Annotated in this window: 18 protein-coding genes and 1 tRNA gene; 11 read left to right on the top strand and 8 right to left on the bottom strand. The window is 65.5% G+C overall.

Translation table 11 applies throughout. The features are described from left to right. Positions 1-106 precede the first annotated feature (106 nt). The 4 genes from KNW02_RS10505 to phaC all read right to left on the bottom strand — a co-directional run bounded on the left by KNW02_RS10505 (position 107) and on the right by phaC (position 3964). Positions 107-196: transfer RNA gene (locus KNW02_RS10505), tRNA-Ser, on the bottom strand. Between the two features lie 39 nt (positions 197-235). Next, the gene (gene phaR, locus KNW02_RS10500; protein WP_216033219.1) at positions 236-886 is read right to left on the bottom strand and encodes a polyhydroxyalkanoate synthesis repressor PhaR; all 651 of its coding nucleotides are present in this window, start codon (positions 884-886) and stop codon (positions 236-238) included. A 169-nt stretch (positions 887-1055) separates the two neighbouring features. Beyond that, positions 1056-1514 (bottom strand): Phasin, encoded by a 459-nt coding sequence (locus tag KNW02_RS10495; protein ID WP_216033218.1) that lies wholly within the window; start codon positions 1512-1514, stop codon positions 1056-1058. Between the two features lie 188 nt (positions 1515-1702). Then, positions 1703-3964, bottom strand: a complete 2262-nt coding sequence (phaC, locus tag KNW02_RS10490) for a class I poly(R)-hydroxyalkanoic acid synthase (protein WP_216033217.1) — start codon at positions 3962-3964, stop codon at positions 1703-1705. Between the two features lie 133 nt (positions 3965-4097). Between phaC and phaZ the strand changes: the two genes are divergently transcribed. Further along, the gene (gene phaZ / locus KNW02_RS10485; protein WP_216033216.1) at positions 4098-5447 is read left to right on the top strand and encodes a polyhydroxyalkanoate depolymerase; all 1350 of its coding nucleotides are present in this window, start codon (positions 4098-4100) and stop codon (positions 5445-5447) included. A gap of 43 nt (positions 5448-5490) precedes the next feature. On the opposite strand, the gene KNW02_RS10480 is transcribed toward phaZ, so the two are convergent. Then, positions 5491-6486, bottom strand: a complete 996-nt coding sequence (locus KNW02_RS10480) for an alpha/beta hydrolase (RefSeq protein WP_216033215.1) — start codon at positions 6484-6486, stop codon at positions 5491-5493. Continuing rightward, positions 6473-7213, bottom strand: a complete 741-nt coding sequence (locus tag KNW02_RS10475; protein WP_216033214.1) for an alpha/beta hydrolase — start codon at positions 7211-7213, stop codon at positions 6473-6475. Before KNW02_RS10475 ends, KNW02_RS10480 begins: the two co-directional genes overlap by 14 nt. Positions 7214-7379: 166 nt before the next feature. Between KNW02_RS10475 and thrS the strand changes: the two genes are divergently transcribed. The 6 genes from thrS (at position 7380) to xylB (ending at position 14713) form a co-directional block, all read left to right on the top strand. Next, the gene (gene thrS, locus KNW02_RS10470) at positions 7380-9326 is read left to right on the top strand and encodes a threonine--tRNA ligase (RefSeq protein ID WP_216033213.1); all 1947 of its coding nucleotides are present in this window, start codon (positions 7380-7382) and stop codon (positions 9324-9326) included. A 208-nt stretch (positions 9327-9534) separates the two neighbouring features. Continuing rightward, positions 9535-9741 carry a cold-shock protein gene (locus KNW02_RS10465; protein ID WP_216033212.1) on the top strand — a complete coding sequence of 69 codons (207 nt, stop codon included), beginning with the start codon at positions 9535-9537 and terminating at the stop codon, positions 9739-9741. A 95-nt stretch (positions 9742-9836) separates the two neighbouring features. After that, complete coding sequence (locus KNW02_RS10460) at positions 9837-11303, top strand: class I adenylate-forming enzyme family protein (protein WP_216033211.1); 1467 nt, start codon at positions 9837-9839, stop codon at positions 11301-11303. Then, positions 11300-11923, top strand: coding sequence for a DsbA family oxidoreductase (locus tag KNW02_RS10455; RefSeq protein WP_216033210.1), 624 nt, complete (start codon positions 11300-11302; stop codon positions 11921-11923). Before KNW02_RS10460 ends, KNW02_RS10455 begins: the two co-directional genes overlap by 4 nt. 66 nt (positions 11924-11989) lie before the next feature. Next, complete coding sequence (locus KNW02_RS10450; protein WP_252733682.1) at positions 11990-13210, top strand: multidrug effflux MFS transporter; 1221 nt, start codon at positions 11990-11992, stop codon at positions 13208-13210. A gap of 90 nt (positions 13211-13300) precedes the next feature. After that, positions 13301-14713 carry a xylulokinase gene (gene xylB / locus KNW02_RS10445; protein WP_216033209.1) on the top strand — a complete coding sequence of 471 codons (1413 nt, stop codon included), beginning with the start codon at positions 13301-13303 and terminating at the stop codon, positions 14711-14713. Between the two features lie 19 nt (positions 14714-14732). Here the strand turns inward: xylB and KNW02_RS10440 are convergent, their stop codons facing one another. Both KNW02_RS10440 and hppD read right to left on the bottom strand, forming a co-directional pair. After that, a complete protein-coding gene (locus tag KNW02_RS10440; protein WP_216033208.1) occupies positions 14733-15086 on the bottom strand; it encodes a Rieske (2Fe-2S) protein in 354 nt (117 codons plus the stop codon). 50 nt (positions 15087-15136) lie between these two features. Next, on the bottom strand, positions 15137-16249 hold the full coding sequence (hppD, locus tag KNW02_RS10435; protein WP_216033207.1) for a 4-hydroxyphenylpyruvate dioxygenase: 1113 nt from the start codon (positions 16247-16249) through the stop codon (positions 15137-15139). A gap of 127 nt (positions 16250-16376) precedes the next feature. Here hppD and KNW02_RS10430 point away from each other — a divergent pair, with 127 nt between their 5' ends. From KNW02_RS10430 to KNW02_RS10415, 4 genes are all read left to right on the top strand, one after another. Next, positions 16377-16838: an Lrp/AsnC family transcriptional regulator gene (locus KNW02_RS10430; RefSeq protein ID WP_216033206.1), complete on the top strand. Its 462-nt coding sequence runs from the start codon at positions 16377-16379 to the stop codon at positions 16836-16838. A gap of 96 nt (positions 16839-16934) precedes the next feature. Beyond that, complete coding sequence (locus KNW02_RS10425; protein ID WP_216033205.1) at positions 16935-17978, top strand: homocysteine S-methyltransferase family protein; 1044 nt, start codon at positions 16935-16937, stop codon at positions 17976-17978. Beyond that, positions 17971-20667: a methionine synthase gene (gene metH, locus KNW02_RS10420; RefSeq protein WP_216033204.1), complete on the top strand. Its 2697-nt coding sequence runs from the start codon at positions 17971-17973 to the stop codon at positions 20665-20667. The genes KNW02_RS10425 and metH overlap by 8 nt, the downstream gene beginning before the upstream one ends. Before the next feature lie 194 nt (positions 20668-20861). Then, positions 20862-22469, top strand: a complete 1608-nt coding sequence (locus KNW02_RS10415) for a Hint domain-containing protein (RefSeq protein ID WP_216033203.1) — start codon at positions 20862-20864, stop codon at positions 22467-22469. The last annotated feature ends 282 nt before the right edge of the window (positions 22470-22751 follow it).

Genomic DNA, 22751 nt, shown 5'->3' with positions numbered 1-22751 from the left:
CCCACCTGGTGCCTGAGCCAGTGTTCAGCCCTTTCCGTATAACCCTCGAAAACAACGGAAAAATCCGGCCGCGGCCGGATCGGGAGAACGCTTTCGCGAGGGCAAGTGGCGGAGCGAGAGGGATTCGAACCCTCGAGACGGTTCCCCGCCTACACACTTTCCAGGCGTGCGCCTTCGACCACTCGGCCACCGCTCCGTCGGGCCGGGTCTATCCCGCGGCGCCGATCCGCGCAAGTCAGAGGTTGGAAATTCGCTTCTGCAGTTCGGCCAGTTGGCGGCGGATCTCGGCCATGTCCTCGGCCTCGCCCGCCGCATCAGCGGAACCAGACTCCTGATCGGACGGCTTGTGCTGCGCGTTTGCCCGCAGCAAGGGGTTCCCCTCGCCGCCTTCAGACTCGGGGGCATCGGTGGCCAGATCCTCGGGCTCCGGTCCCGACGCGCCGCCGCGCCAGCCCCGCATCATCGCCTTGAGGAACATCCGCTGCTGCCGCTGCATGGCCTCGAAACCGGGCATGCCCGCCATCGGCCCCGACATGCTGGCCATGTTCTCCATCAGTTTCGACTGCCCCTCGCGCAGCATCTCGAAACTGGCTGCGAGGAACTGGGGAACGACGGACTGGGCGTTGGAGGTGTAGCTGCGGACCAGATCGGTCAGCACATCGAGAGGCAGCACATTCTCGCCACGCCCCTCATGCTCGGCGATGATCTGCAGCAGATACTGGCGCGTCAGATCATCGCCGGACTTCAGGTCGACGATCTTGACCTCGCGTCCCTCACGGATGAAGGCGGCAATATCCTCAAGCGTCACGTAATCGCTGGTCTCGGTGTTGTAGAGTCGGCGGCTTGCATATCGCTTGATCAGAAGCGGCGCGGCATCGGCGGCCATCTGCGGGCCCTCTTGCAATTGATATTTTGCCCATGATGGGTGCAGCGTCTCGAAAAGGCAAAGAAAATTTCCGCCACTTGAGACATGCCGCAACGGCAGGAACGCCACCTGTGCCGCACGAAAAAGGGGGCGGAAAACCGCCCCCGATCAGATCGGACCGGAGCCGGGATTATTTCGCGGCGGTGGTCGCGGTCGCGGCTTTCTTCACCGCAGCCTGGGTGTCGCGGGCGGCTTTCTCGGCCACTTTCTGGGCGTCCGACGCCAGATCCTTGCCGGCAGTCAGCATCAGGTCGACGGTGTCCATCTGAACCTTTTTCGCCACTTCGGCGAAGGCAGCCATGTGCTCGGCGGCAACTTCAGCCGAAGCCGAAGCGTAATCGGTCACGGCCTTCGCGTATTCCGCGGGCTCTTCCTTCACGACGGCCAGTTCGCCCAGACGCGCGATGCTGTCCTTAGCCCACTGGGCCGAGATCTCGGTCGAACGCTCGGCGGCGGTCAGGGCCACCTTGGCCAGCTTTTCGCCCAGAACGCTTTGCGATTTCAGCGCTTCCTGAACCGACGAGGTGTCGACGGGGAAGTTGGCCAGCATGTCCTGCAGGGTCTTGGTGAAGTCGGGGGTCTTTGCCATTTCAATCATTCCTTCTGAAGCAGCGGACGATCAGGGAATCGGTTCCTGCTGCCTGTGGTTAACGTGCCGCCAATATGCATGCCGCATCGCGGCAATTCAAGAGGTTTCGCTGCGATGCAGCAAAAATCTCTGCAGTGCACGCAGCAACGGTGGCAAGTGGCTGAAAAGGTTGTGCCCGACGCCCGATTTCAGCTTACGCGTTCATGCACATATATGCCCGGCGCCGGCAATATCTCGCCGACAGGCTCGCGGGCGGGCACCATCTCGCCGGCCCGCTCGGCCAGCCATGCCCCCCATCGCGGCCACCAACTGCCCTCGGTGAAGACGGACGAGTCGCGCCATGCCTCGAAACCATGGGCGAAGTCCTTGCCATCCGCGTAATGGCCGTATTTCTTCTTGCTGGGGGGATTGACGATGCCCGCGATATGGCCGGATTGCGACAGGATGAAGGTCTTGTCGCGCGATCCCATTGCGGCCACGCCGCGCCAGCAATCCTTCCATGGTGCGATGTGATCGGTCTCGCAGGCGACGGCGCAAAGCGGCACATGGACATCCGACAGGTGCAGCTTCTGCCCCATCAGTTCGACCCCTTCCGTCGCGAAGGCGTTCTGCTGACACAGCAGGCGCAGATATTGCAGCGCCATGCGGCCCGGCAGGTTGGTGCTGTCGCCATTCCAGAACAGCAGATCGAAGGCCGGCGGCGTCTCGCCCAGCATATAGCTGCGGATCGCCGGGCCCCAGACCAGATCATTGGCGCGCAGAAAGCTCATGGTGCGTGACATCAGCTGCGCCCGCAGCAGGCCGTATCGGTCGATCTCATCGGCGATGCCGTTCACGAAATCGTCCTGCAGATAGGTGGTGAACTCGCCCTGGTCCGAGAAGTCGGTCAGCGCGGTGAAGAAGGTCGCGGCATTCACCCGCTCGTCGCCGCGCTGCTTCAGCAGCGCCAGAGTCAGCGCCAGCGTCGTTCCCGCGATGCAATAGCCGACCACGTTCAGCCTTGGCTGGCCGGTCAGTTCGCGGACCTTGTCCATCGCTTCCAGATAGGCCGAGATATATTCTTCCAGCCCGGTCCCGGCATAGCTGGCATCAGGATTTTTCCAGCTGACGATGAACAGCGTATGCCCCTGCCCCACCAGCCAGCGGATCAGGCTGTTCTGGGGCTTCAGGTCAAGAATGTAGAACTTGTTGATCCAGGGCGGAAAGATCAGCAAAGGCAGGGCATGAACCTGATCCGTCGTGGGCTTGTACTGGATCAGTTCAAAGAGCGGCGTCCGGTACACCACGCTGCCCTCGGTCGTGCCGATATTCTCGCCGACCGTGAAGGCGTGGCGGTCGGCCAGCGACACCACCAGTTCGCCGCCATTCAGCTCGACATCGCGGACCAGGTTTTCAAGTCCGCGCACCAAGCTTTCGCCCTCGGTCGCCACGGCCTTTTCCAGCGCGTCCGGATTGGTCGCCAGAAAATTGGTGGGCGACATCATGTCCACGATCTGCCGGGTCATCCAGTCCACCCGCCGCCGCGCCACCTCATCGGGCAGGTCCAGATCGCGTGCGGCATCCTCGAGCGCCCGGGCATTGATGAGGTACTGGTTCCTGACGAAGCTGAAATAAGGGTGGCTCTGCCACAGCGGGTTGCTGAACCGCTTGTCACCCTGGGCGTCATCCTCCGGCGCGATCAACTGGCCGCGCGCCAGTGCGAACTGTGCGCGGGTATAGTGCTGCAACGTCTCGCCCCAGTAATTCACCTGCCGCTCGATCATCCGCGCGGGCTGTTCTGCCAGCGCCTTCACCCAGGCCCCGGCAGTCGTCAGCATCAGTTCCGGCCCCGGAATCTCGATCCCGGGATTGGGCAATGCGCGGTCACCGAGGGCCGCAATCAGCCTGTGCCCCAGGGCCTCGATGCGCTCGATATTCTCGGCCAGACGCCGCGCGGCAGGAGAGCCGTCAGCGGCGGCAGACAACCGTTCCGCCGCCTCGGCCACGGGGGGGGCGTCGGCGCGATCCTTAGGCGCGGGGTCCTTCGCGACCTGCGGGGCCGGCGTCGCAGCCTTGGGCAGAGCGGCGGTTTCGGGCGCGGCGGCCGATGCCGCCTTCCGCCGCCGGACCGCCGGCGCCTTCACGGCCTCGCCTGCGGCCGTCTTGGGCGCTGCGGCCCGCACGCGCGTGGCCTTGGTCGCGGGGGCACCGGCCTTTCTGGCCGCCCGCTCGGAGGTCGCACCCGAACCCGTCCCTTCGGAGGTCGCCGCCGGGGCCTTCCGGCGCCTTGGCGTCGCCGCCTTCGCAGGTGCAGCATTGGCCGCCTTGCCGCGTCCCGAATCTCCGTTTGCGGCCGTGGCGGGCTTGCCTTTGACGGGTTTGCCCGCTACCGTGTCCGGCTGCTTCCCTGTTGCGTTAAGGCCAGCAGGTGCTGCGTTTTTTCCGCCCTCTTTTGTGGTCTTACTTGCCATGGCCGGAATTCCCCCTTAAGACACAAGTACATGATACGCGCAGGGCGGGGATTGCGTAAAGTCGGCTTTTGCCCTTTCGATCATCCCGCCGGGACGTCAAGTCCATGCTGCGCCGCAGAAAAATGGTGGGTCGATGCTGATCAAAGGTGCCAAGGGAATCGTCTCCTACGATGCGATGGAGACGATTCGGAATACCAACGAATGGCTGGGCGCGACGGCGCGGGCCATGGCCTCCTACCCGGCCTTCGCAATGATCCCCCACCCCATGTTCAAGCTGATGAGCGCCTGGGGCCGCGTGACCGAACGCAGCTTTTCCCGCATGGTGATCAAACCCGACTGGGAAATCCAGGCCATCGCCGGCGATGAAGGCCAGGACCATGTCGTCTATGTCGAACCCGTGGTCCGGCGTGCCTTCGGCGACCTGATCCATTTCCGCGTCGCCCGGCGCGAGCCGCAATTGCGCAAGGTGCTGCTGGTCGCGCCGATGTCGGGGCATTACGCGACCCTGCTGCGCTCGACCGTGGTCTCGCTGCTGCCCGATTGCGAGGTCTATGTCACCGACTGGCACAATGCCCGCGACATCCCGGTCAGCAAGGGCAAGTTCGATATCGAGGACTATACCAGCTATCTGGTCGACTTCATCCGCTTCCTCGGTCCCGACACGAATGTCATCGCGGTCTGCCAGCCGGCCCCGCTGGCACTGGCTGCGACGGCCATCCTTGCCGAGGAAGATCCGAAATCGCAGCCGCGCACCCTGACCCTGATCGGCGGGCCGGTCGATCCCGACGCCGCCGCGACCGAGGTCACCGACTTCGGCAACCGCATGACCATGGGCCAACTGGAGCATCTGGTGATCCAGTCGGTCGGCTTCAAATACCGGGGCGCGGGGCGGATGGTCTATCCGGGGCTGGCGCAGCTGGCCTCGTTCATCGCCATGAATGCCGACACCCATGCCCGCGCCTTCATCGACAAGATCTTCAACGAGGCGCGCGGCACGGCCTCGTTCAGCGACAAGCACAACAGGTTCTATGACGAATACCTGGCGGTGATGGACATGACCGCCGAGTTCTACCTTTCGACGGTGGAGCGCATCTTCAAGAACCTCGAGATCGCGCAGAACCGCTTTGTCGTGAACGGCAAGCAGGTGGATATCAGCAAGATCACCGATGTCGCCATCATGACCGTCGAGGGCACCAATGACGACATTTCCGCCCCCGGCCAATGCGTCGCGGCCCTGGCCCTGTGCCGCGGCGTGGCCGACGAGAAGAAGAAACAGCACCTGGAACCGGGCGCCGGCCATTACGGCATCTTCGCCGGCAAGTCCTGGCGGCTGAACATCCGTCCGCTGGTGCTGGATTTCATTGACGAGAACATGTCGCTGCCCGACTCGGTGCGGCCCAGAAGGCGGCGCGCCCGTGGCGGTCCGGCGGCCGATTGCGGCGCGACCGATCCGATCGCCGACGGCGGCAAGATCGCCGTCTGAGGCGAGAGGCCGGCACCGGCCACGTCAAGTCAGGACCCGCTTGTCAGCCCGGTATGTCCGTTTCCGGTGACGCAGGCAGAGTTTTCGCGATCCAGTCCGCAACCCGCCCGACCAGCATGACCGACAGATCCGGCGACAGCGCATCGCCGGCGATGACATGCGCCCCGGCATCGTCGCGCGGCCCCGGCTCGACCGTCAGCCGGGTCACCGGCCCGCCCCAGCGATCCGCCACACGCCGGATCGCGCGGGGCCGCACCACGGCATCGCTGTCGGACCAGACAAAGAGCGCGGGCTGTCGCGCCCGCCCGAAATCCGTTCCCCGCGCATGGCGCAGCAGGGCCGCCATGGGCAGGGCCGACTCCACCGCATAGCAGGAGGTCCAGCCCGAAACATGGGCCTCGTTCTGCGGCTCGAAGCAGCGGCTGCGCCGCATGTTTGCCCGGATCAGCGGGCGGGCATAGGGCAGATCCAGCACCCATGCCCAGCGATGATTTACGGCGAAATTCGGTGACATCAGCACCACCCCGTCGATCCTGGGTCCCAGTTCGGGATCCAGCGCCGCCTCGGCCGCCAGCGTGGCACCGGTGGACAGGCCGACCAGCACCACGCGACGGCCCAGCCGCTGCGCGACGGCAATCGCCTCGGCCGTGTCGCGCCACCAGTCGGACAGCCGCGCGTCGGCCAGCGCGGCACCGTCAAGGCCGTGCCCGGTCAGCCGGACGGAATACAGATTGGCCCCCAGTTCCGCCGCGACCTGCTGCGGCATCGGCCGCAACTCGGCCGGGCTGCCGGTAAAGCCGTGGATATAGACCAGCGCCAGATCGGTCTGCCGCCCCGGCTCGCCGGCCCATTCGATCCGGGCGGCGACTTCCGGGCGGATACCAGCCTCGCGCGCGCCGATCCATGCCTCCAGATCCTCGGGCAGTTCAAGCCGGGGTGTGGTCAGTTCTGCCGGCTCGCGCGGACCGAAGACCAGCACGAGTCCCAGAGCCAGTGCCAGCAGAAACCCGACAAAGGCCATCGCCCTAAGCCAGAACATCCTCGATGGCCCCTGCGATCATGGACAGGCAGTCCGGGGTCGAAAAACGGTGATCGGCGCCCTTGACCAGCGTCAGGCGGATATCCTCGCCCGAGGCATGGTCCAGAAGGTCCAGCGCCCAGCCCATCGGCACATCCAGATCGGCCGTGCCCTGCAGCATGCGCACCGGGAAGGGCAAGGACAGCGGCCCGGTCATCAGCAATTGCTTGCGCCCCTCCTCGATCAACTGGCGGGTGATGACATAGGGCTGGTCGTCGTATTCGCTGGGCAGTTCGATCCTGCCATCGCGCATGAGCGTCGCCCGCTGCGCCTCGGAGAACCCGGCCCAGAAGCCGCGCTCGGTGAAATCGGCCGCCGCGGCGATGGTCACCAGCCCGGCCACGCGATGCGGCAGCGCCCGTGCCATCAGCAGGCTGATCCAGCCGCCCATGCTGGACCCGACCAGCACCTGCGGCCCCTCGGTCAGGCTTTCGATCGCGGCATGGGCGTCCTCGGCCCAGTCGCCGATGCAGCCATCCTCGAAACGGCCGCTGCTGTCGCCATGCCCGGAATAGTCGAAGCGCAGGAATGCCTGCCCCCGCGCCCCGGCCCAGTCCTGCAGGTAAAGCGCCTTGGTGCCGGTCATGTCGGACTTGAAGCCGCCAAGGAACACGACCCCCGGCCCCCGCCCCATGCTGCGGTGATACGCAATGCGGCGGCCCTGCGCCGTGTCCAGATATTCGCTCATCCCTGCCCCCGTCGCGCGGCCTGCCCGCGCTTCATAATATGACGCCCATGGCGGGCCAAGGCGCACAGTTCGTCACCTTGACACTTCGTCCGCCGCGGTCCAGTGCAGGGTCCAATATACCCGCAACCGGGCGTTCCGTGGGCGCCAAACCGACGAGGAGGACGACATGTCCCAGATTTCCCTGACCTTCCCCGATGGCAATGCGCGCGACTATCCCGCCGGCATCACCGCCGCCGAGGTCGCCGAAAGCATCGCCCCCAGCCTGGCCAAGCGCGCGATCTCGGCCAGTCTCGACGGTCGCCATATCGATCTGGCCTGGCCGATCACCGCAAGCGGCGCGATCAGCATCCACAGCCTGAAGGACGAGGCGCAGGCGCTGGAACTGATCCGGCACGACTTCGCCCATGTCATGGCCCGCGCGGTGCAGGAAATCTGGCCCGATGTGAAGGTCACCATCGGCCCCGTCCGCGATTTCGGCTGGTTCTACGACTTCGACCGGGCCGAACCCTTCACGCCCGAGGATCTGGGCCAGATCGAGGCGAAGATGAAAGAGATCATCGCCGCCCGCGACCCGGTCCGCACCGAGGTCTGGGACCGCGACCGCGCCATCGCCCATTACAAGGCCGCGAACGAGCCCTTCAAGCTGGAACTGATCGACCGCATCCCCGAGGGCGAGGACCTGCGGATGTACTGGCACGGCGACTGGCAGGACCTGTGCCGCGGGCCGCACCTGCAGAATACCGGCCAACTGCCCGCCGATGCCTTCCGCCTGAGCCATGTGGCCGGGGCCTACTGGCTGGGCGATGCCTCGCGCCCGATGCTGCAGCGCATCTACGGCGTCGCCTTCCGCAACCGCGACGACCTGAAGGCACATCTGCACGTGCTGGAAGAGGCCGCCAGGCGCGACCACCGCAAGCTGGGCCGCGAGATGGAGCTGTTCCATTTCCAGGAAGAAGCCCCCGGCATGGTCTTCTGGCATCCGAACGGCTGGACGATGTATCGCGAGCTGGAAGCCTATATGCGCCGCCGCCTGATCGCGGCGGGCTACAAGGAGATCAAGACGCCGCAGGTCGTGGACCGCATCCTGTGGGAGAAGTCGGGCCATTGGGAGGCCTATCGCGAGAACATGTTCCTGGTCGAGGTCGACGAGGAGGGCGCCCGCGAAAAGCGGATCAACGCGCTGAAGCCGATGAACTGCCCCTGCCATGTGCAGGTCTACAACCAGGGCCTGAAATCCTATCGCGACCTGCCGCTGCGGCTGGCCGAGTTCGGATCCTGCCACCGCTACGAATCATCGGGCTCGATGCACGGGCTGATGCGGGTGCGGGGCTTCGTTCAGGACGACGCGCATATCTTCTGCACCGAGGACCAGATCGAGGCCGAATGCGCGGGCTTTCTGGAATTGCTGAGTTCGGTCTATGCCGATCTGGGCTTCCAGAAATTCGACATCAAGCTGTCGACGCGCCCCGAGGTGCGGGTGGGGTCGGACGAGGTCTGGGACAAGGCCGAAAGCGCGCTGGAAAACGCCATCCTGAAGATCCGCAACGATTTCGAGGTCGATCCGGGCGAAGGCGCCTTCTACGGGCCGAAACTGGATTTCAAGCTGACCGACGCCATCGGCCGCGAATGGCAATGCGGCACCTTCCAGGCCGATTTCAACCTGCCGGTGCGGCTTGATGCCGAATATATCGGCGAGGACGGGGGCAAGCACCGCCCGGTCATGCTGCATCGGGCGATCCTGGGCAGTTTCGAGCGCTTCATCGGCATCCTGATCGAGAACTATGCCGGCAAGCTGCCGCTGTGGCTGACGCCGCGGCAGGTGGTGGTCGCCTCGATTGTCTCGGATGCGGACGGCTATGTGCATGAGGTCGTCGCGGCCCTGCGCGCGGCAGGGTTGCGGGCCGAGGCCGATACCCGCAACGAGAAGATCAATTACAAGGTCCGCGAACATTCCATCTCGAAAGTGCCGGCGATTCTTGCCATCGGCATGAAAGAGGTTGAAGATCGAACTGTTTCGATGCGTCGCCTCGACCAGCAGGGCAGCAGGTCCCTGCCCTTGATCGATGCGGTGGAATTGCTGAAAGCCGAGGCCACTCCGCCCGATCTGCGCTGAAAAGCGCCGATGTTACCCTGCCGTCACACTCGCAGCGCACGTTGCGGGCGTTTCCTGCTTGCGTTTCCGACCGATTCGTTCATCCTCTGCGCAGCGTGAGCGAAGACTTTCTACCGCCTCCCTTCTGTTGGGCAGCCGGAAGACCGAAAGCGGGCTGCACGGCCTGGCGCAATCCTGCGTCGGGATTGACTTGAAGGAGAGAACGGTTATGGCGACCGGAACGGTGAAATGGTTCAACGCCACCAAAGGCTATGGCTTCATTGCCCCCGATGAGGGCGGCAAGGACGTGTTCGTGCATATCTCGGCGGTGGAACGCGCCGGGCTGACCGGACTGAAGGACAATCAGAAGATCGCATATGAGCTGCAGTCGGGCCGTGACGGCCGCGCCTCGGCCAGCGATCTGAAACTGCTCTGATCCAGCCGCGTCTGGCACTGACATGGAAACGGCCCGTTTGCGCGGGCCGTTTTTCTTTGCTTTAACGCCCCCTGTTCCAGACCCGGAGGCGGATGATGAACCTTGCCGAACATGTCCTGCGCGCGGGCGCCGCGACACCTGACAAGCTGGCCCTGTCGGTCATCGGCCCGGCGCGTGCGGAACGCTGGTCCTATGCCAGACTGATCGCCGCCGTGCGCGGCACCGCCACCGGCCTGCTGCGGGCGGGGTTGGAACCGGGCGACCGGCTGCTGATGCGGCTGGGCAATACGCCGGGCTTTCCGGTGGCCTATCTCGGCGCCATCGCGGCCGGCATCGTGCCGGTGCCGACCTCGGCCATGCTGACCGCGCGCGAGGTGACGAAGATCGCCGCCGAGATCGGTCCCGCCATGGTCGTCGGGGGCGCCGGCGTGGCCCTGCCCGACCATCCCGCCCCGCTGCTGACCGAAGCCACCCTGTCGGCCTTTGCGGACCTGCCCCCGGCCGGGTTCGCGACCGGCGATCCGGACCGGCTGGCCTATATCATCTATACCTCGGGCAGTTCCGGCCAGCCGCGCGCGGTGATGCATGCCCATCGCGCCATCCTTGCCCGCCGGATGATGTTCGCCGGCTGGTATAGCCTCAGCGACGACGACCGGATGATGCATGCCGGCGCCTTCAACTGGACCTTCACGCTGGGCACCGGGCTGATGGACCCCTGGACCCTCGGCGCCACGGCGCTGATCCCGGCCGAGGGCACCGCGATCGAGCAGCTTCCGCTTCTGGCCGGGCGGCATGGCGCGACCATCCTTGCCGGCGCACCCGGCATCTTTCGCCGCCTGTTGCGGGCCGACTGGCGCCCCATCGCCAGCCTGCGTCATGGCCTCGCCGCGGGCGAGCGGCTGGACCCCGCCCTGCGCGACGCCTGGCAATCCCGCACCGGCACCGATCTGCACGAGGCGATGGGCGCCTCCGAACTGTCCACATTCATCTCGGGCAGCCCGTCGCGGCCGGCGCCCGCGGGCACCGCAGGCTTTCCCCAACCCGGCCGCCATGTCGCCATCCTTGCCCCCGACGGCCAGCCGCTGCCCCCCGGTCAGCCCGGCGCCCTGGCGGTCCGGCGTGACGATCCGGGCCTGTTCCTGGGCTATCTCGGCCAGCCTGAGGATACCGCCGCGCGCTTTCACGACGACTGGTTCCTGACCGGCGATCAGGCGCAGGCCGATGAGGCTGGCGCGATCACCCTTCTTGGCCGCGCCGACGACATCATGAATGCCGGCGGCTTCCGCGTCGCCCCGCCCGAGATCGAAGAGGTCCTGGCCGCCCATCCGCAGGCCGGCGAGGTGGCCGTGGCGGAAATCGAGGTCGGCCCCGGCAGCAGCATCATCGCCGCCTTCTGGACCGGCCCGGCCGAAGCCGAGGCCCTGCGCACACTGGCCGAATCCGGCCTCGCGCGGTACAAGCAGCCGCGCGACTACATCCGGCTGGACGCCCTGCCCCGCACCCCCACCGGCAAGATCAACCGCCGCGCCCTGCGCGAGACGCATCGAAGGACCCCGGCATGATCCCGCTCGACATCTTCGCCGATCCAGTCTGCCCCTGGTGCCTGATCGGCAAGCTGGAACTGGACCGGGCGCTGGAAAGCCGCCCCGGCCACCCGTTCCAGATCGCCTGGCACCCGTTCCGCTTGAACCCGCAGATGCCGCCCGGCGGCATGGACCGGATCGACTATCTGAAGGCCAAGCTGGGCGACCGGGCGCAAGAGGCCTCGCGCGCGGTGGCCGAACGCGCGGCGCAACTGGGCCTGACCCTGAACCCGTCCGCGCGCGAGCCGGACACGACCGATGCACACCGGCTGATGCACTGGGCCGGGCTCGAGGGTGCGCAAAGCCGCGTCATGTCGGGCCTCTTGCGCGCCCATTGGCAGGAGGCCCGCGATATCGGCGACAGGGCCGAACTGGCCCGCATCGCCGGGGCCGCGGGGTTGGATCAGACCTTGATCGCGCAGCTTCTGGAGGGCGACGCCGACCGCGACGAGATCGCCAGCCGCGAGGCCCATGCGCGCGAGCGCGGCATCAATTCGGTGCCGACCTTCATCGTTGCCCATCGCCATGTCGTCAGCGGTGCGCAGCCGGCCGATCTTTGGCAGAAGGTGATCGACGAACTGACGGCACAACCGATGTAACGCAGCGGCCAGACTTGCACGAAATGCAAGTTCCGGCTATGGCAGCGCCTCAGCCACAGGTGCGCGATGACTCAGACCGTCCACTTCCAGCAGGCGCCGCAACAGCGTCTGCCGATGCCCGAATTCATCACGATGCTGGCCTTCCTGTTCGCCACCATCGCCTTCTCGATCGACGCGATGCTGCCGGCCCTGCCCGAGATCGCGGCGCAGCTGACACCCGAGAACGTGAACCGGGCACAGCTGATCCTGACCGCCTTCGTGGCCGGCATGGGGCTGGGCACGCTGTTTGCCGGCCCGATCTCGGACGCCATCGGCCGGAAGCGCGCCATCACCATCGGCTTCGCCATCTATGCCGCGGCGGCCGTGGTGGCGATCTTCGCCAACTCGATCGAGGTGCTTCTGGCCGCGCGCTTCGTCCAGGGCCTCGGCGCCGCCGGGCCGCGCATCGTCGGGCTGGCGCTGGTGCGCGACCTCTATGAGGGGCGCGAGATGGCGCGGATCACCAGCATCGTGATGATGGTCTTCATCATCATCCCGGCGCTGGCCCCCTCGATCGGCCAGGGCATGATCTGGCTGGCCGGCTGGCACGGCGTCTTCATCGGCTTCCTGATCTTCGCGGTGATCGGCAGCACCTGGCTGAACCTGCGCCAGGCCGAGACCCTGCCCCCCGAGCGCCGCCGTCCGCTGCGCGCAGGCCCACTGAAAGAAGCCGCGCGCGAGGTGCTGACCGACCGTCACGTGGTCCTGTGCACGCTGATCCTGACGCTGGGGTTCGGGCAGATGTTCGGGCTTTTGTCCTCGGCCCAGCAGCTGTTCGGCGAGGCCTATGGCAAGGGCGACGCCTTCCCCTCATGGTTCGCGGCGATGGCGCTGCTGTCGGGTGCCGGCACGGTGCTGAACGCGGCCTTCGTCACCCGCTTCGGCATGCGGCGCATCGCGAAATGGGCCTATATCATGCAGACCTGCGTCAGCGCGGTGATGCTGGTTCTGGTCGGCGGCGGGCTGCTGCCGGAAGCCCTGCAATTCCCGGCCTTCTTCATCTGGTGCGTCAGCGTGTTCTTCATGGCCGGCGTGACCTTCGGCAACCTGAATGCGCTGGCCCTGCAGCGCATGGGCCATATCGCCGGCATGGCCGCCTCGATCGTCTCCGCGACCTCGACCTTGCTGGCCACGTTGATCGCCGCCCCGGTCGGCCTGCTTTATGACGGCACCGCCCTGCCGGTCATCATTGCGACGCTGATCTGTTCGGCCCTTGCCTGGTATCTGATGGGCATGCTGCGCGACTAGACGCGACCGCTGCGGACCCGGGGGCCACCTGCCCCTCTGGCATCGCCCGGACAAATCGCTCACAGTCGCCATCAGCGAGGGAGGGCGGCCATGTTTCTGGGAATCGATCTGGGCACTTCGGGCGTCAAAGTGGTGCTGATCGACGACAGCCATGCGGTATGCGGGACCGGCCATGCCCGGCTGGGCGTCGACACCCCGAAGCCGGGATGGTCGGAACAGCAGCCGCAGGACTGGATCGAGGCCACCCGCGCCGCGATCGGGGATCTTGCCCTGCCGCTGGACAGGGTCGCGGGGATCGGGCTTTCGGGGCAGATGCATGGCGCGGTCTGCCTTGATGCCTCGGATCGGGTTTTGCGCCCGGCGATCCTGTGGAATGACGGGCGCGCCTCGGACGAGGCGGCACAGCTGGACGCCGATCCGCAGTTCCGTGCCATCACCGGCAATATCGTCTTCGCCGGCTTCACCGCCCCGAAACTGGTCTGGATGCAGCGGCACGAACCCGACCTGTTTTCCCGTATCACGCGGATCCTGTTGCCCAAGGACTATCTGCGTCTGTGGCTGACCGGCGAGGCGATCAGCGACATGTCCGACGCCTCGGGCACGGCCTGGTTCGATCCGGCCCGGCGTGACTGGTCGGATGCGCTTCTGAGCGCGACCGGCCTCGACCGGACGATGATGCCCGCCCTGGCCGAGGGCAGCCAGATCGCCGGACATCTGCGCCCCAAGGTGGCGGCCGAGCTGGGCCTGCCGGCCGGCATTCCCGTCGCGGGCGGGGCCGGCGACAATGCCGCCACCGCCATCGGCGCGGGGATCACCGGGCCGGGACCGGGGCTGGTTTCGCTGGGAACCTCGGGGGTGATCTTCGCGGCCACCGACCGCTTTCTGCCCGCGCCCGAGACCGCCATCCACGCCTTCTGCTACGCCCTGCCCGGTCAGTGCCACCAGATGGGGGTGATCCTGTCGGCGGCGGGTTGCCTGGAATGGTGGTCCGGCATCTGCGGCCGCCCGGCGCCCGAACTGCTGGCCGAACTTGATCCCGCCCCCGCCCTGCCGGGCCGCATTGCCTTCTGGCCCTATCTGTCGGGCGAGCGCACCCCCCTGAACGACCCGACGCTGAGGGCGACCTTCACCGGCCTGTCCTCGCGCAGCAGCCGGCCGCAGATGACCCGCGCCGTGCTGGAGGGGGTGGCGCTGGCCCTGGCCGAGAACATGGCCGCGCTGCGTGCGGCCGGTGGCGGGGCCGATGCGCTGATCGCCATGGGCGGGGGGGCGCGTTCGGACCTGTGGCTGTCGATGCTGGCTCAGGCGACGGGCGTTCCCGTCCTGCGGCCGGCGGGGGCCGAGACCGGCGCGGGCTTCGGCGCGGCACGGCTGGGGCTGATGGCGGCAACCGGTGCCGGGTCCGAGGTGCTGACCCCGCCCGCGATTGCTGCCCGCTTCGAGCCCGATCCCGCGCTGATCCCCGGTTGGGCCGAGGCGCTGTCACGGCTGCGGCAGCTGTAGCGGTTCGCGCCCCGACGGGCTATTCGCCGATCACCACCATGCCCTCGGCAATGCTGACCGGCACCGGGTCGAGGCCGCAATCGGCGCCTTCGATCACCCGGCCGGTGGAAATGTCGAACCGCGCCCCGTGATTGGTGCACAGCAGCATGGCGCCATCCGCAGAAAGCAGTTGTTCGCCACGATAGTTCAGCGGCAGGTACTGGTGCGGGCAGGCATTGACATAGGCGCGCAGCTTGTCGCCGTCGCGTAACAGGATCAGCGGGAATTCCCCCCGCTCGCTGCGGATGGTCAGGGGATGGACTGCGGTGATCCCGGCCTCGGCGCAGATCGGCGTGCCCGGCGCGGGCGCCGAAGAATAGTCGGTCCAGCTCATGGATGGATTACCGGCCCCGCCCGCGCAAGGACGGGCGGGGCCGCTCTCCCCTACTCGGCCGGTTCGGCGTTCAGGACGCCGCGACGGATCTGGTCTTCCTCGATCGATTCGAAGAGCGCGCGGAAATTGCCCTCGCCGAAGCCATCGTCGCCCTTGCGCTGGATGAACTCGAAGAAGATCGGCCCGATCACCGTCTTCGAGAAGATCTGCAACAGGATCCGGGTCTCGCCGCCGCCAACGACGCCTTCGCCGTCGATCAGGATGCCGTGCTTCTTCATCCGTTCGAGGGGCTCTTCATGGCCCTTCACCCGCTTGTGCGACATCTCGTAATAGACATCGGGCGGTCCGGGCATGAAGTCCATCCCGGCGGCCGAGATGGCATCGGTGCCGGCATAGATGTCATTGCTGGCAATGGCGATATGCTGGATGCCCTCGCCCTTGTATTCCTTGAGGTATTCCTCGATCTGGCTGTGATCGTCGGTGCTTTCGTTGATCGGGATGCGGATCTTGCCGTCGGGCGAGGTCAGCGCCCTGCTGACCAGCCCGGTCTGCTTGCCCTTGATGTCGAAATACTTGATTTCGCGGAAATTGAACGTGTCGTGGTAGAACTTGTACCAGGTGTCCATGTTGCCGCGGATCACGTTATGGGTCAGGTGGTCGAGATAGTAGAAGCCAAAGCCCTCGGGCGACGGATTCGCCTCGCCCAGCCAGTCGTAATCGGCCTCATAGGCGCTGCCCTTGTCGCCGTACCGGTCGATGAAATAAAGCAGCGAGCCGCCGATGCCGTAAACCGCCGGGGCCTCGATCGACTTGCCGGGGCCGGTATATTCCGACGCGCCCAGATCGAGCGCGCGCTTCAGCGCCGCCTGCGCGTCCACGACGCGCCAGGCCATGGCCGGGGCGCAGGGGCCGTGTTCGGCCACGAACTCCGCCGCGTGGCTGGCCGCATCGGCATTCAGCAGGTAATTGATGTCGCCCTGACAATAGAGGGTGATGTCTCTGGTCTTGTGCTTCGCCACCGGGACGAAACCCATCTGGCGGAAGATCGCGTCCAGCTTGCCGGGTTCGGGATGGGCGAATTCCACGAACTCGAAGCCATCGGTTCCGGCCGGATTGGCCTTGCTGATCGTCGCCTTCGGGGCATTGTGCGGAAAGGGACCCATGCGCTCCTCCTGATTCCTGTCGCTGCGGGAATCATGCCCGATGCGCCATGCGCGATACTTGCGAAATGCGGGAATATTGCGGCACTATCGCACGAAACCCGCATCAAATCGGAAAGCGGCGCGCGGAATGGAACTGGATGGCTTCGATATTGCAATTCTTTCTGCATTGCAGCGCGACGGCGCGATGACCAATGCCGCCCTCGCCGAAGTGGTGAACCTCTCGGCCTCGCAATGCTCGCGCAGGCGGGCCGCGCTGGAACGCGATGGCGTGATCCAGGGCTATGCGGCACGGCTGAACGCGGCCAAGCTGGGCTACGGATTGCGGGCGATCATCCGGGTGAACCTGTCCGTCCATGGCCAGCAGAAGGGCGAGGACTTCGCCCGTTTCGTGGCCAGTCATCCGCAGATCCGGCAGGCCTTCTCGGTTTCGGGCGATGCCGACTATGTGCTGGATATTCACGCCCGCGATCTGGACGCCTTCGCGGATTTCATCCACGGCCATCTGCTGCCGCACCCGCAGGTCGCGCAGGTGCGGTCCGAAATCGTGCTGAAGACGCTGAAGGACGATCGCGGCGTGGCGATCCCGTAGATTATCAATTTTCCTCATCATCATCTGGAAAATTATGAATTTGCCGATATTCGCCATATCCCCTATGTAGCGGGCTTGCTGACGAAGGGCGCGATCATGACCGGCAGACTTCCCCCCTCCCCCGCTTTTGCGGCACTGAACCGTGCTGCGGCCGAACGTATCCTTGTTCTCGACGGGGCGATGGGAACGCAGATTCAGGCGCTGAGCCTGGGCGAGGACGACTTTACCGGCCAAGGCTCGGGTCATGTCTGCCGGCATCATTCCGACCATCCGCAGAAGGGCAACAACGACCTGCTGATCCTGACCCAGCCCGAGGCGGTGGAAGAGATTCATTTCCGCTATGCCATGGCCGGGGCCGATATCGTCGAGACGAATACCTTTTCCGCCACCACCATCGCGCAGGCCGATTACGGGCTGCAGGCGGCGGTGCATGACCTGAATGTCGAGGGTGCGCGCGTCGTCCGCCGGGCGCTGGACCGGGCGACCGCGATTGACGGCAGGCCGCGCTTCGTGGCCGGCGCCATCGGCCCGACCAACCGCACCGCCTCGATCAGCCCGGATGTGAACAATCCGGGCTATCGTGCCGTCAGCTTCGAGGATCTGCGCGCAGCCTATCACCAGCAGGCCACCGGGCTGATCGCGGGCGGCGCCGATCTTTTGCTGATCGAGACGATCTTCGACACGCTGAACGCCAAGGCCGCGATCTTCGCCTGCATCCAGGCGATGGAGGCGCATGGGCAGGCGCTGCCGCTGATGATCTCGGGCACGATCACTGATGCTTCGGGGCGCACCCTGTCGGGGCAGACGCCGACCGCCTTCTGGTATTCGGTCCGCCACGCGCGGCCATGGACCGTGGGCCTGAACTGCGCGCTTGGCGCCGCCGCCATGCGGCCGCATCTGGCTGAACTGTCGGGCGTGGCCGAGACGCTGATCTGCGCCTATCCCAATGCCGGCCTGCCCAATGCCTTCGGTCAGTATGACGAAGGCCCCGAGGATACCGCCCGGCAGATCGCCGATTTCGCCCGCGATGGCCTCGTCAATGTCGTCGGCGGCTGCTGCGGCACCACCCCCGACCATATCCGCGCCATCGCCGAGGCCGTGGCCGAACATGCCCCGCGAAAGGTTCCCGAATATGCCTGAACGTCTGCTGCGCCTGTCCGGGCTGGAACCCTTTACGCTGACCCACGACATTCCCTTCGTGAACGTGGGCGAACGCACCAATGTCACCGGCAGCGCCCGGTTCCGCAAGCTGATCACCAATCGCGATTACGCCGCCGCGCTGGAGGTTGCCCGCGATCAGGTCGAAAACGGCGCCCAGATCATCGACATCAACATGGATGAGGGGCTGATCGACAGTCAGGCCGTGATGGTCGAGTTCCTGAACCTGCTGGCGGCCGAGCCCGATATCGCCCGCGTGCCGGTGATGATCGACAGTTCCAAATGGGAGGTGATCGAGGCCGGGCTGAAATGCGTTCAGGGCAAGCCGGTGGTCAATTCGATCAGCCTCAAGGAGGGCGAGGAGCAGTTCCGCCATCAGGCCGGGCTGTGTCTGGCCTATGGCGCCGCGGTCGTGGTCATGGCCTTCGACGAGACCGGGCAGGCCGACACCCTGCAACGCAAGACGGATATCTGCGCCCGCGCCTACCGCATCCTGACCGAGGACCTGGGCTTTCCGCCCGAGGATATCATCTTCGACCCGAATATTTTTGCTGTCGCCACCGGTATCGAGGAACACAATAACTACGGCGTCGATTTCATCGAGGCGACGCGCTGGATCCGCCAGAACCTGCCGCATGCGCATGTTTCGGGCGGGGTCTCGAACCTCAGCTTCAGCTTCCGCGGCAACGAGCCCGTGCGCGAGGCGATGCATGCCGTGTTTCTCTATCACGCCATTCAGGCCGGGATGGACATGGGAATCGTCAATGCCGGCCAATTGGCCGTCTATGACCAGATCGACCCGGAACTGCGCGAGGCCTGCGAGGATGTGGTCCTGAACCGCCGCGACGACGCGACCGAGCGGCTGCTGGACGTGGCCGAGCGGTTCCGCGGCGAAGCCGGGCAGAAGGCGCGCGAGAAGGATCTGTCCTGGCGCGAATGGCCGGTCGAGAAACGGATGGAACATGCGCTGGTCAACGGCATCACCGAATATATCGAGGGTGATACCGAGGAGGCACGCCTTGCCGCCGCCCGGCCGCTGGACGTGATCGAAGGCCCGCTGATGGCCGGGATGAATGTCGTCGGCGACCTGTTCGGCGCCGGCAAGATGTTCCTGCCGCAGGTGGTGAAATCGGCCCGGGTGATGAAACAGGCTGTGGCCGTGCTGCTGCCCTATATGGAGGCCGAAAAGGACGGCGGCCGCGAAAGCGCCGGCAAGATCCTGATGGCCACGGTGAAGGGCGACGTGCATGACATCGGCAAGAACATCGTCGGCGTCGTGCTGGCCTGCAACAATTACGAGGTGATCGACCTTGGCGTGATGGTGCCCAGCCAGAAGATCCTCGAGGTCGCGCGCGAGCAGAAGGTCGATGTGATAGGGTTGTCGGGCCTGATCACCCCCTCGCTGGACGAGATGGTCCATGTCGCCAACGAGATGGAGCGGGAAGGTTTCGACATCCCGCTGCTGATCGGCGGGGCGACCACCTCGAAGGTGCATACGGCGGTCAAGATCTCGCCCCGCTACAACAAGGGCGCGGCGGTCTATGTCACCGATGCCAGCCGCGCCGTGGGCGTGGTGTCCTCGCTGCTGTCGCCGGCGCAGAATGCGACCTATGTCGATGGCATCCGCGCCGAATATGCCGATGTCGCCGAACGCCATGAACGCGCCGAGGCCGCCAAGCAGCGCCTGCCGCTGGCTGCCGCCCGCGCCAATGCCCTCAAGGTGGACTGGTCGGCCTATCGCGCCACCGCGCCGTCCTTCACCGGCTCCCGTGTCATCGACGACTGGGATCTGGCCGAGATCGCCAGCTATATCGACTGGACGCCGTTCTTCCAGACATGGGAACTGAAAGGCGTCTATCCGCGCATCCTGGACGATGAGAAGCAGGGTGAGGCCGCCCGGACGCTGTTCGCCGAGGCGCAGGAGATGCTGACCCGGATCATCGAGGGCAAATGGTTCCGCCCGCGCGCCGTGGTCGGGTTCTGGCCGGCCAATACCGTGGGCGACGACGTGCGCCTGTTCACCGGCGAGGACCGGACGCAGGTTCTGGACACGTTGCACATGCTGCGCCAGCAGGTGACCAAGCGCGGCGGGCGGCCGAATGTCGCACTGTCCGATTTTGTGGCGCCCGAGGGCGTGCCCGACTATGTCGGCGGTTTCGTGGTGACCGCCGGCCCCGAGGATCACGAGATCGCCGCCCGCTATGAGCGCGCCAATGACGACTATGCCGCGATCATGGTCAAGGCGCTGTCCGACCGCATCGCCGAGGCCATGGCCGAGATGCTGCACCAGCGCGTCCGCAAGGAGTTGTGGGGCTATGCCCCGCAGGAGAACTGCTCGAAAGAGGAACTGATCGCCGAAGGCTATGACGGCATCCGGCCGGCACCGGGCTATCCGGCGCAACCCGATCACACGGAAAAGGTAACACTTTTCAAACTTCTGGATGCGGAATCTTCAACCGGCGTGAAGCTGACCGAAAGCATGGCGATGTGGCCGGGATCCTCGGTCTCGGGCCTCTATATCGGTCATCCCGACGCCTATTATTTCGGTGTCGCCAAGGTCGAGGAGGATCAGGTTCGCGACTATGCGGCCCGCAAGGGCATGTCGGTCGAGGAAACCGAACGCTGGCTGGCCCCGATCCTGAACTATACCCGCAAGGACGCGGCGGCCTGATCGGCCGCCCTCTCGCCGGGCACTTCATCTCGACCGGCGCAGGCCCCATCCCCGCGCGGGCCGGGGTTTCAACGGCCGATGCGTCAATTTTGTCCAATAGGACAGCTAGACAGCACCGCGCCGATGGCTGATATCCTGTCTGCACAAAACGCAATGATATAGAATCCAGTCAGATTGTTTTATGCGAGGGCGTTATGCCAGATGTAACAGGCGGCGGCACGATTGACGGGGTCGGGGTCACGACCACCACAACCTACCCGGAATATGCAACCGATACGGTGGAGATCCGGCACGAGGTCAGTCTCGCGGCGCAGAACAACGACGATATCAATATCGCGCTGGCCATCGACACCTCGGGGTCGACCGCGGATTCATCGGGCACCGACCTCGACGGAGACGGTCGTGTCGACACCTTCCTGCAAGCACAGGTGATCGCCGCCAAGGCGCTGTTCCAGACCTATATCGACAACGGCTATGACCCCTCGCGCGTGACCATCACGCTGGTCGAGTATGGTTCGCAGGGACGAGTGGTCGGCGTCTTCAACCTCGACGATCAGGCTGCCTTCGACACCGCACTTGGCACACTTCGGCCTAACGGCGCCACTAACTACGCCGACCCCCTTTCCGATATCGACCGGTCCTGGGATGATCAAAACGTCGACCCCAATGCCAGCAATCAGGTGATCTTCCTCTCGGATGGCGCACAGAACGCGGGCGGCCGATATACCGATGAGGCGCAAAGGCTGGCGGACAACTTCAATGCCAACATCTCGGGCATCGGCGTCGGTGCGCGCAGCAGCCTCGGCGATCTGAACCAGCTCGACAATACCGGCGGCGAGATCGGAGAGAATAACGGTGCCGTGCAGGTGACCACGATCGAGGATCTGATCAACGAGATCAACTCCCCCCCGCCGATCGTCGATGTCGATGGCGTTCGGGTGACCTTCACCTATGACGATCCCAACAATCCCGGCGAGACGATCACCATCACCCGCGACTATCCCGTCGGCCACCCGGCACTGACCCCGACCGCCTCGGGTTATGTCCTGAACACCGGCGCCATCGACCTGGAACCGGCACCGACCCCGCCTGCCGAGGTCACCGCCGAGATCAGCACCTATTTCAACAATGGCGACGACCTGCTCAGCACCGGCACCATCACCATCCCCTTCTATGTCTGCTTCACCGGTTTGACGTGCATCCTGACCCCGCAGGGCGAGGTGATGGCCGGTGATCTGGCGGTGGGCGATCTGGTCGTGACCCACGACCACGGCCCCAAGCCGATCCTGTGGATCGGCAAAAGCAAGCTTAGCGCCGCCCATCTGCGCGGCCAGTCGCGGATGCGCCCGATCCGCATCCGCGCCGGCGCCCTGGGGCCGCACGTCCCGCAGCGCGACCTGCTGGTGTCGCCCCAGCACCGGGTTCTGGTCAGTTCGAAAATCGCCGAACGCATGTTCGGCGAGGCCGAAGTCCTGATCTCGGCGAAAAAGCTGCTTGGCTGGCCCGGCGTCGAGATCGCTGAAGACCTGAATGAAGTCGAATATGTGCATTTCATCTTCGATCAGCACGAACTGGTCTTCTCGGACGGTGCGCTGAGCGAAAGCCTCTATACCGGCCCCGAAGTCCTGAAGAGCCTGCCCGCCGAGCAGGTCGAGGAACTGCTGGCGCTGTTCCCCGAATGGGGCCGCCAACCGGCCGAGAGCAACGCCATCCGCACCATCCCGAAGGGTGGACGGCAAAAGCAGTTGCTGCGCCACCACCTCAAGAGCGGTGATGCCCTGGTCTCGGAGCAGCCGCACTGACCTGCCGTGGTTCATCGTGCCGCCCGGCTTTCGGGTGGCACGATCGCCTCGCCTTCGAGGAAGGTTCCGCCTTCTTTCCCGCGTGGACCGCGGACATGCTTCCATCGGGAAAGGGCCTGCCTTCACCCCCGGAAGATAATCCGTGACGGTTCCGCAAGCCGAGATCTGCTGAATTGCCGACCCGCCGCCCGGTTTTGCCGGACAGGTGCATGACGCATAAAGATTGACAAGAAAATGCGCCCTGCCATCATTGGATGATGGCAGGGAGAGACTTGTGACGCG

It is taken from the genome of Paracoccus marinaquae (assembly GCF_018860165.1).
In the GTDB taxonomy this organism is placed as follows: Bacteria; Pseudomonadota; Alphaproteobacteria; order Rhodobacterales; family Rhodobacteraceae; genus Paracoccus; species Paracoccus marinaquae.
This window is presented reverse-complemented; position numbering and strand designations above follow the sequence as displayed.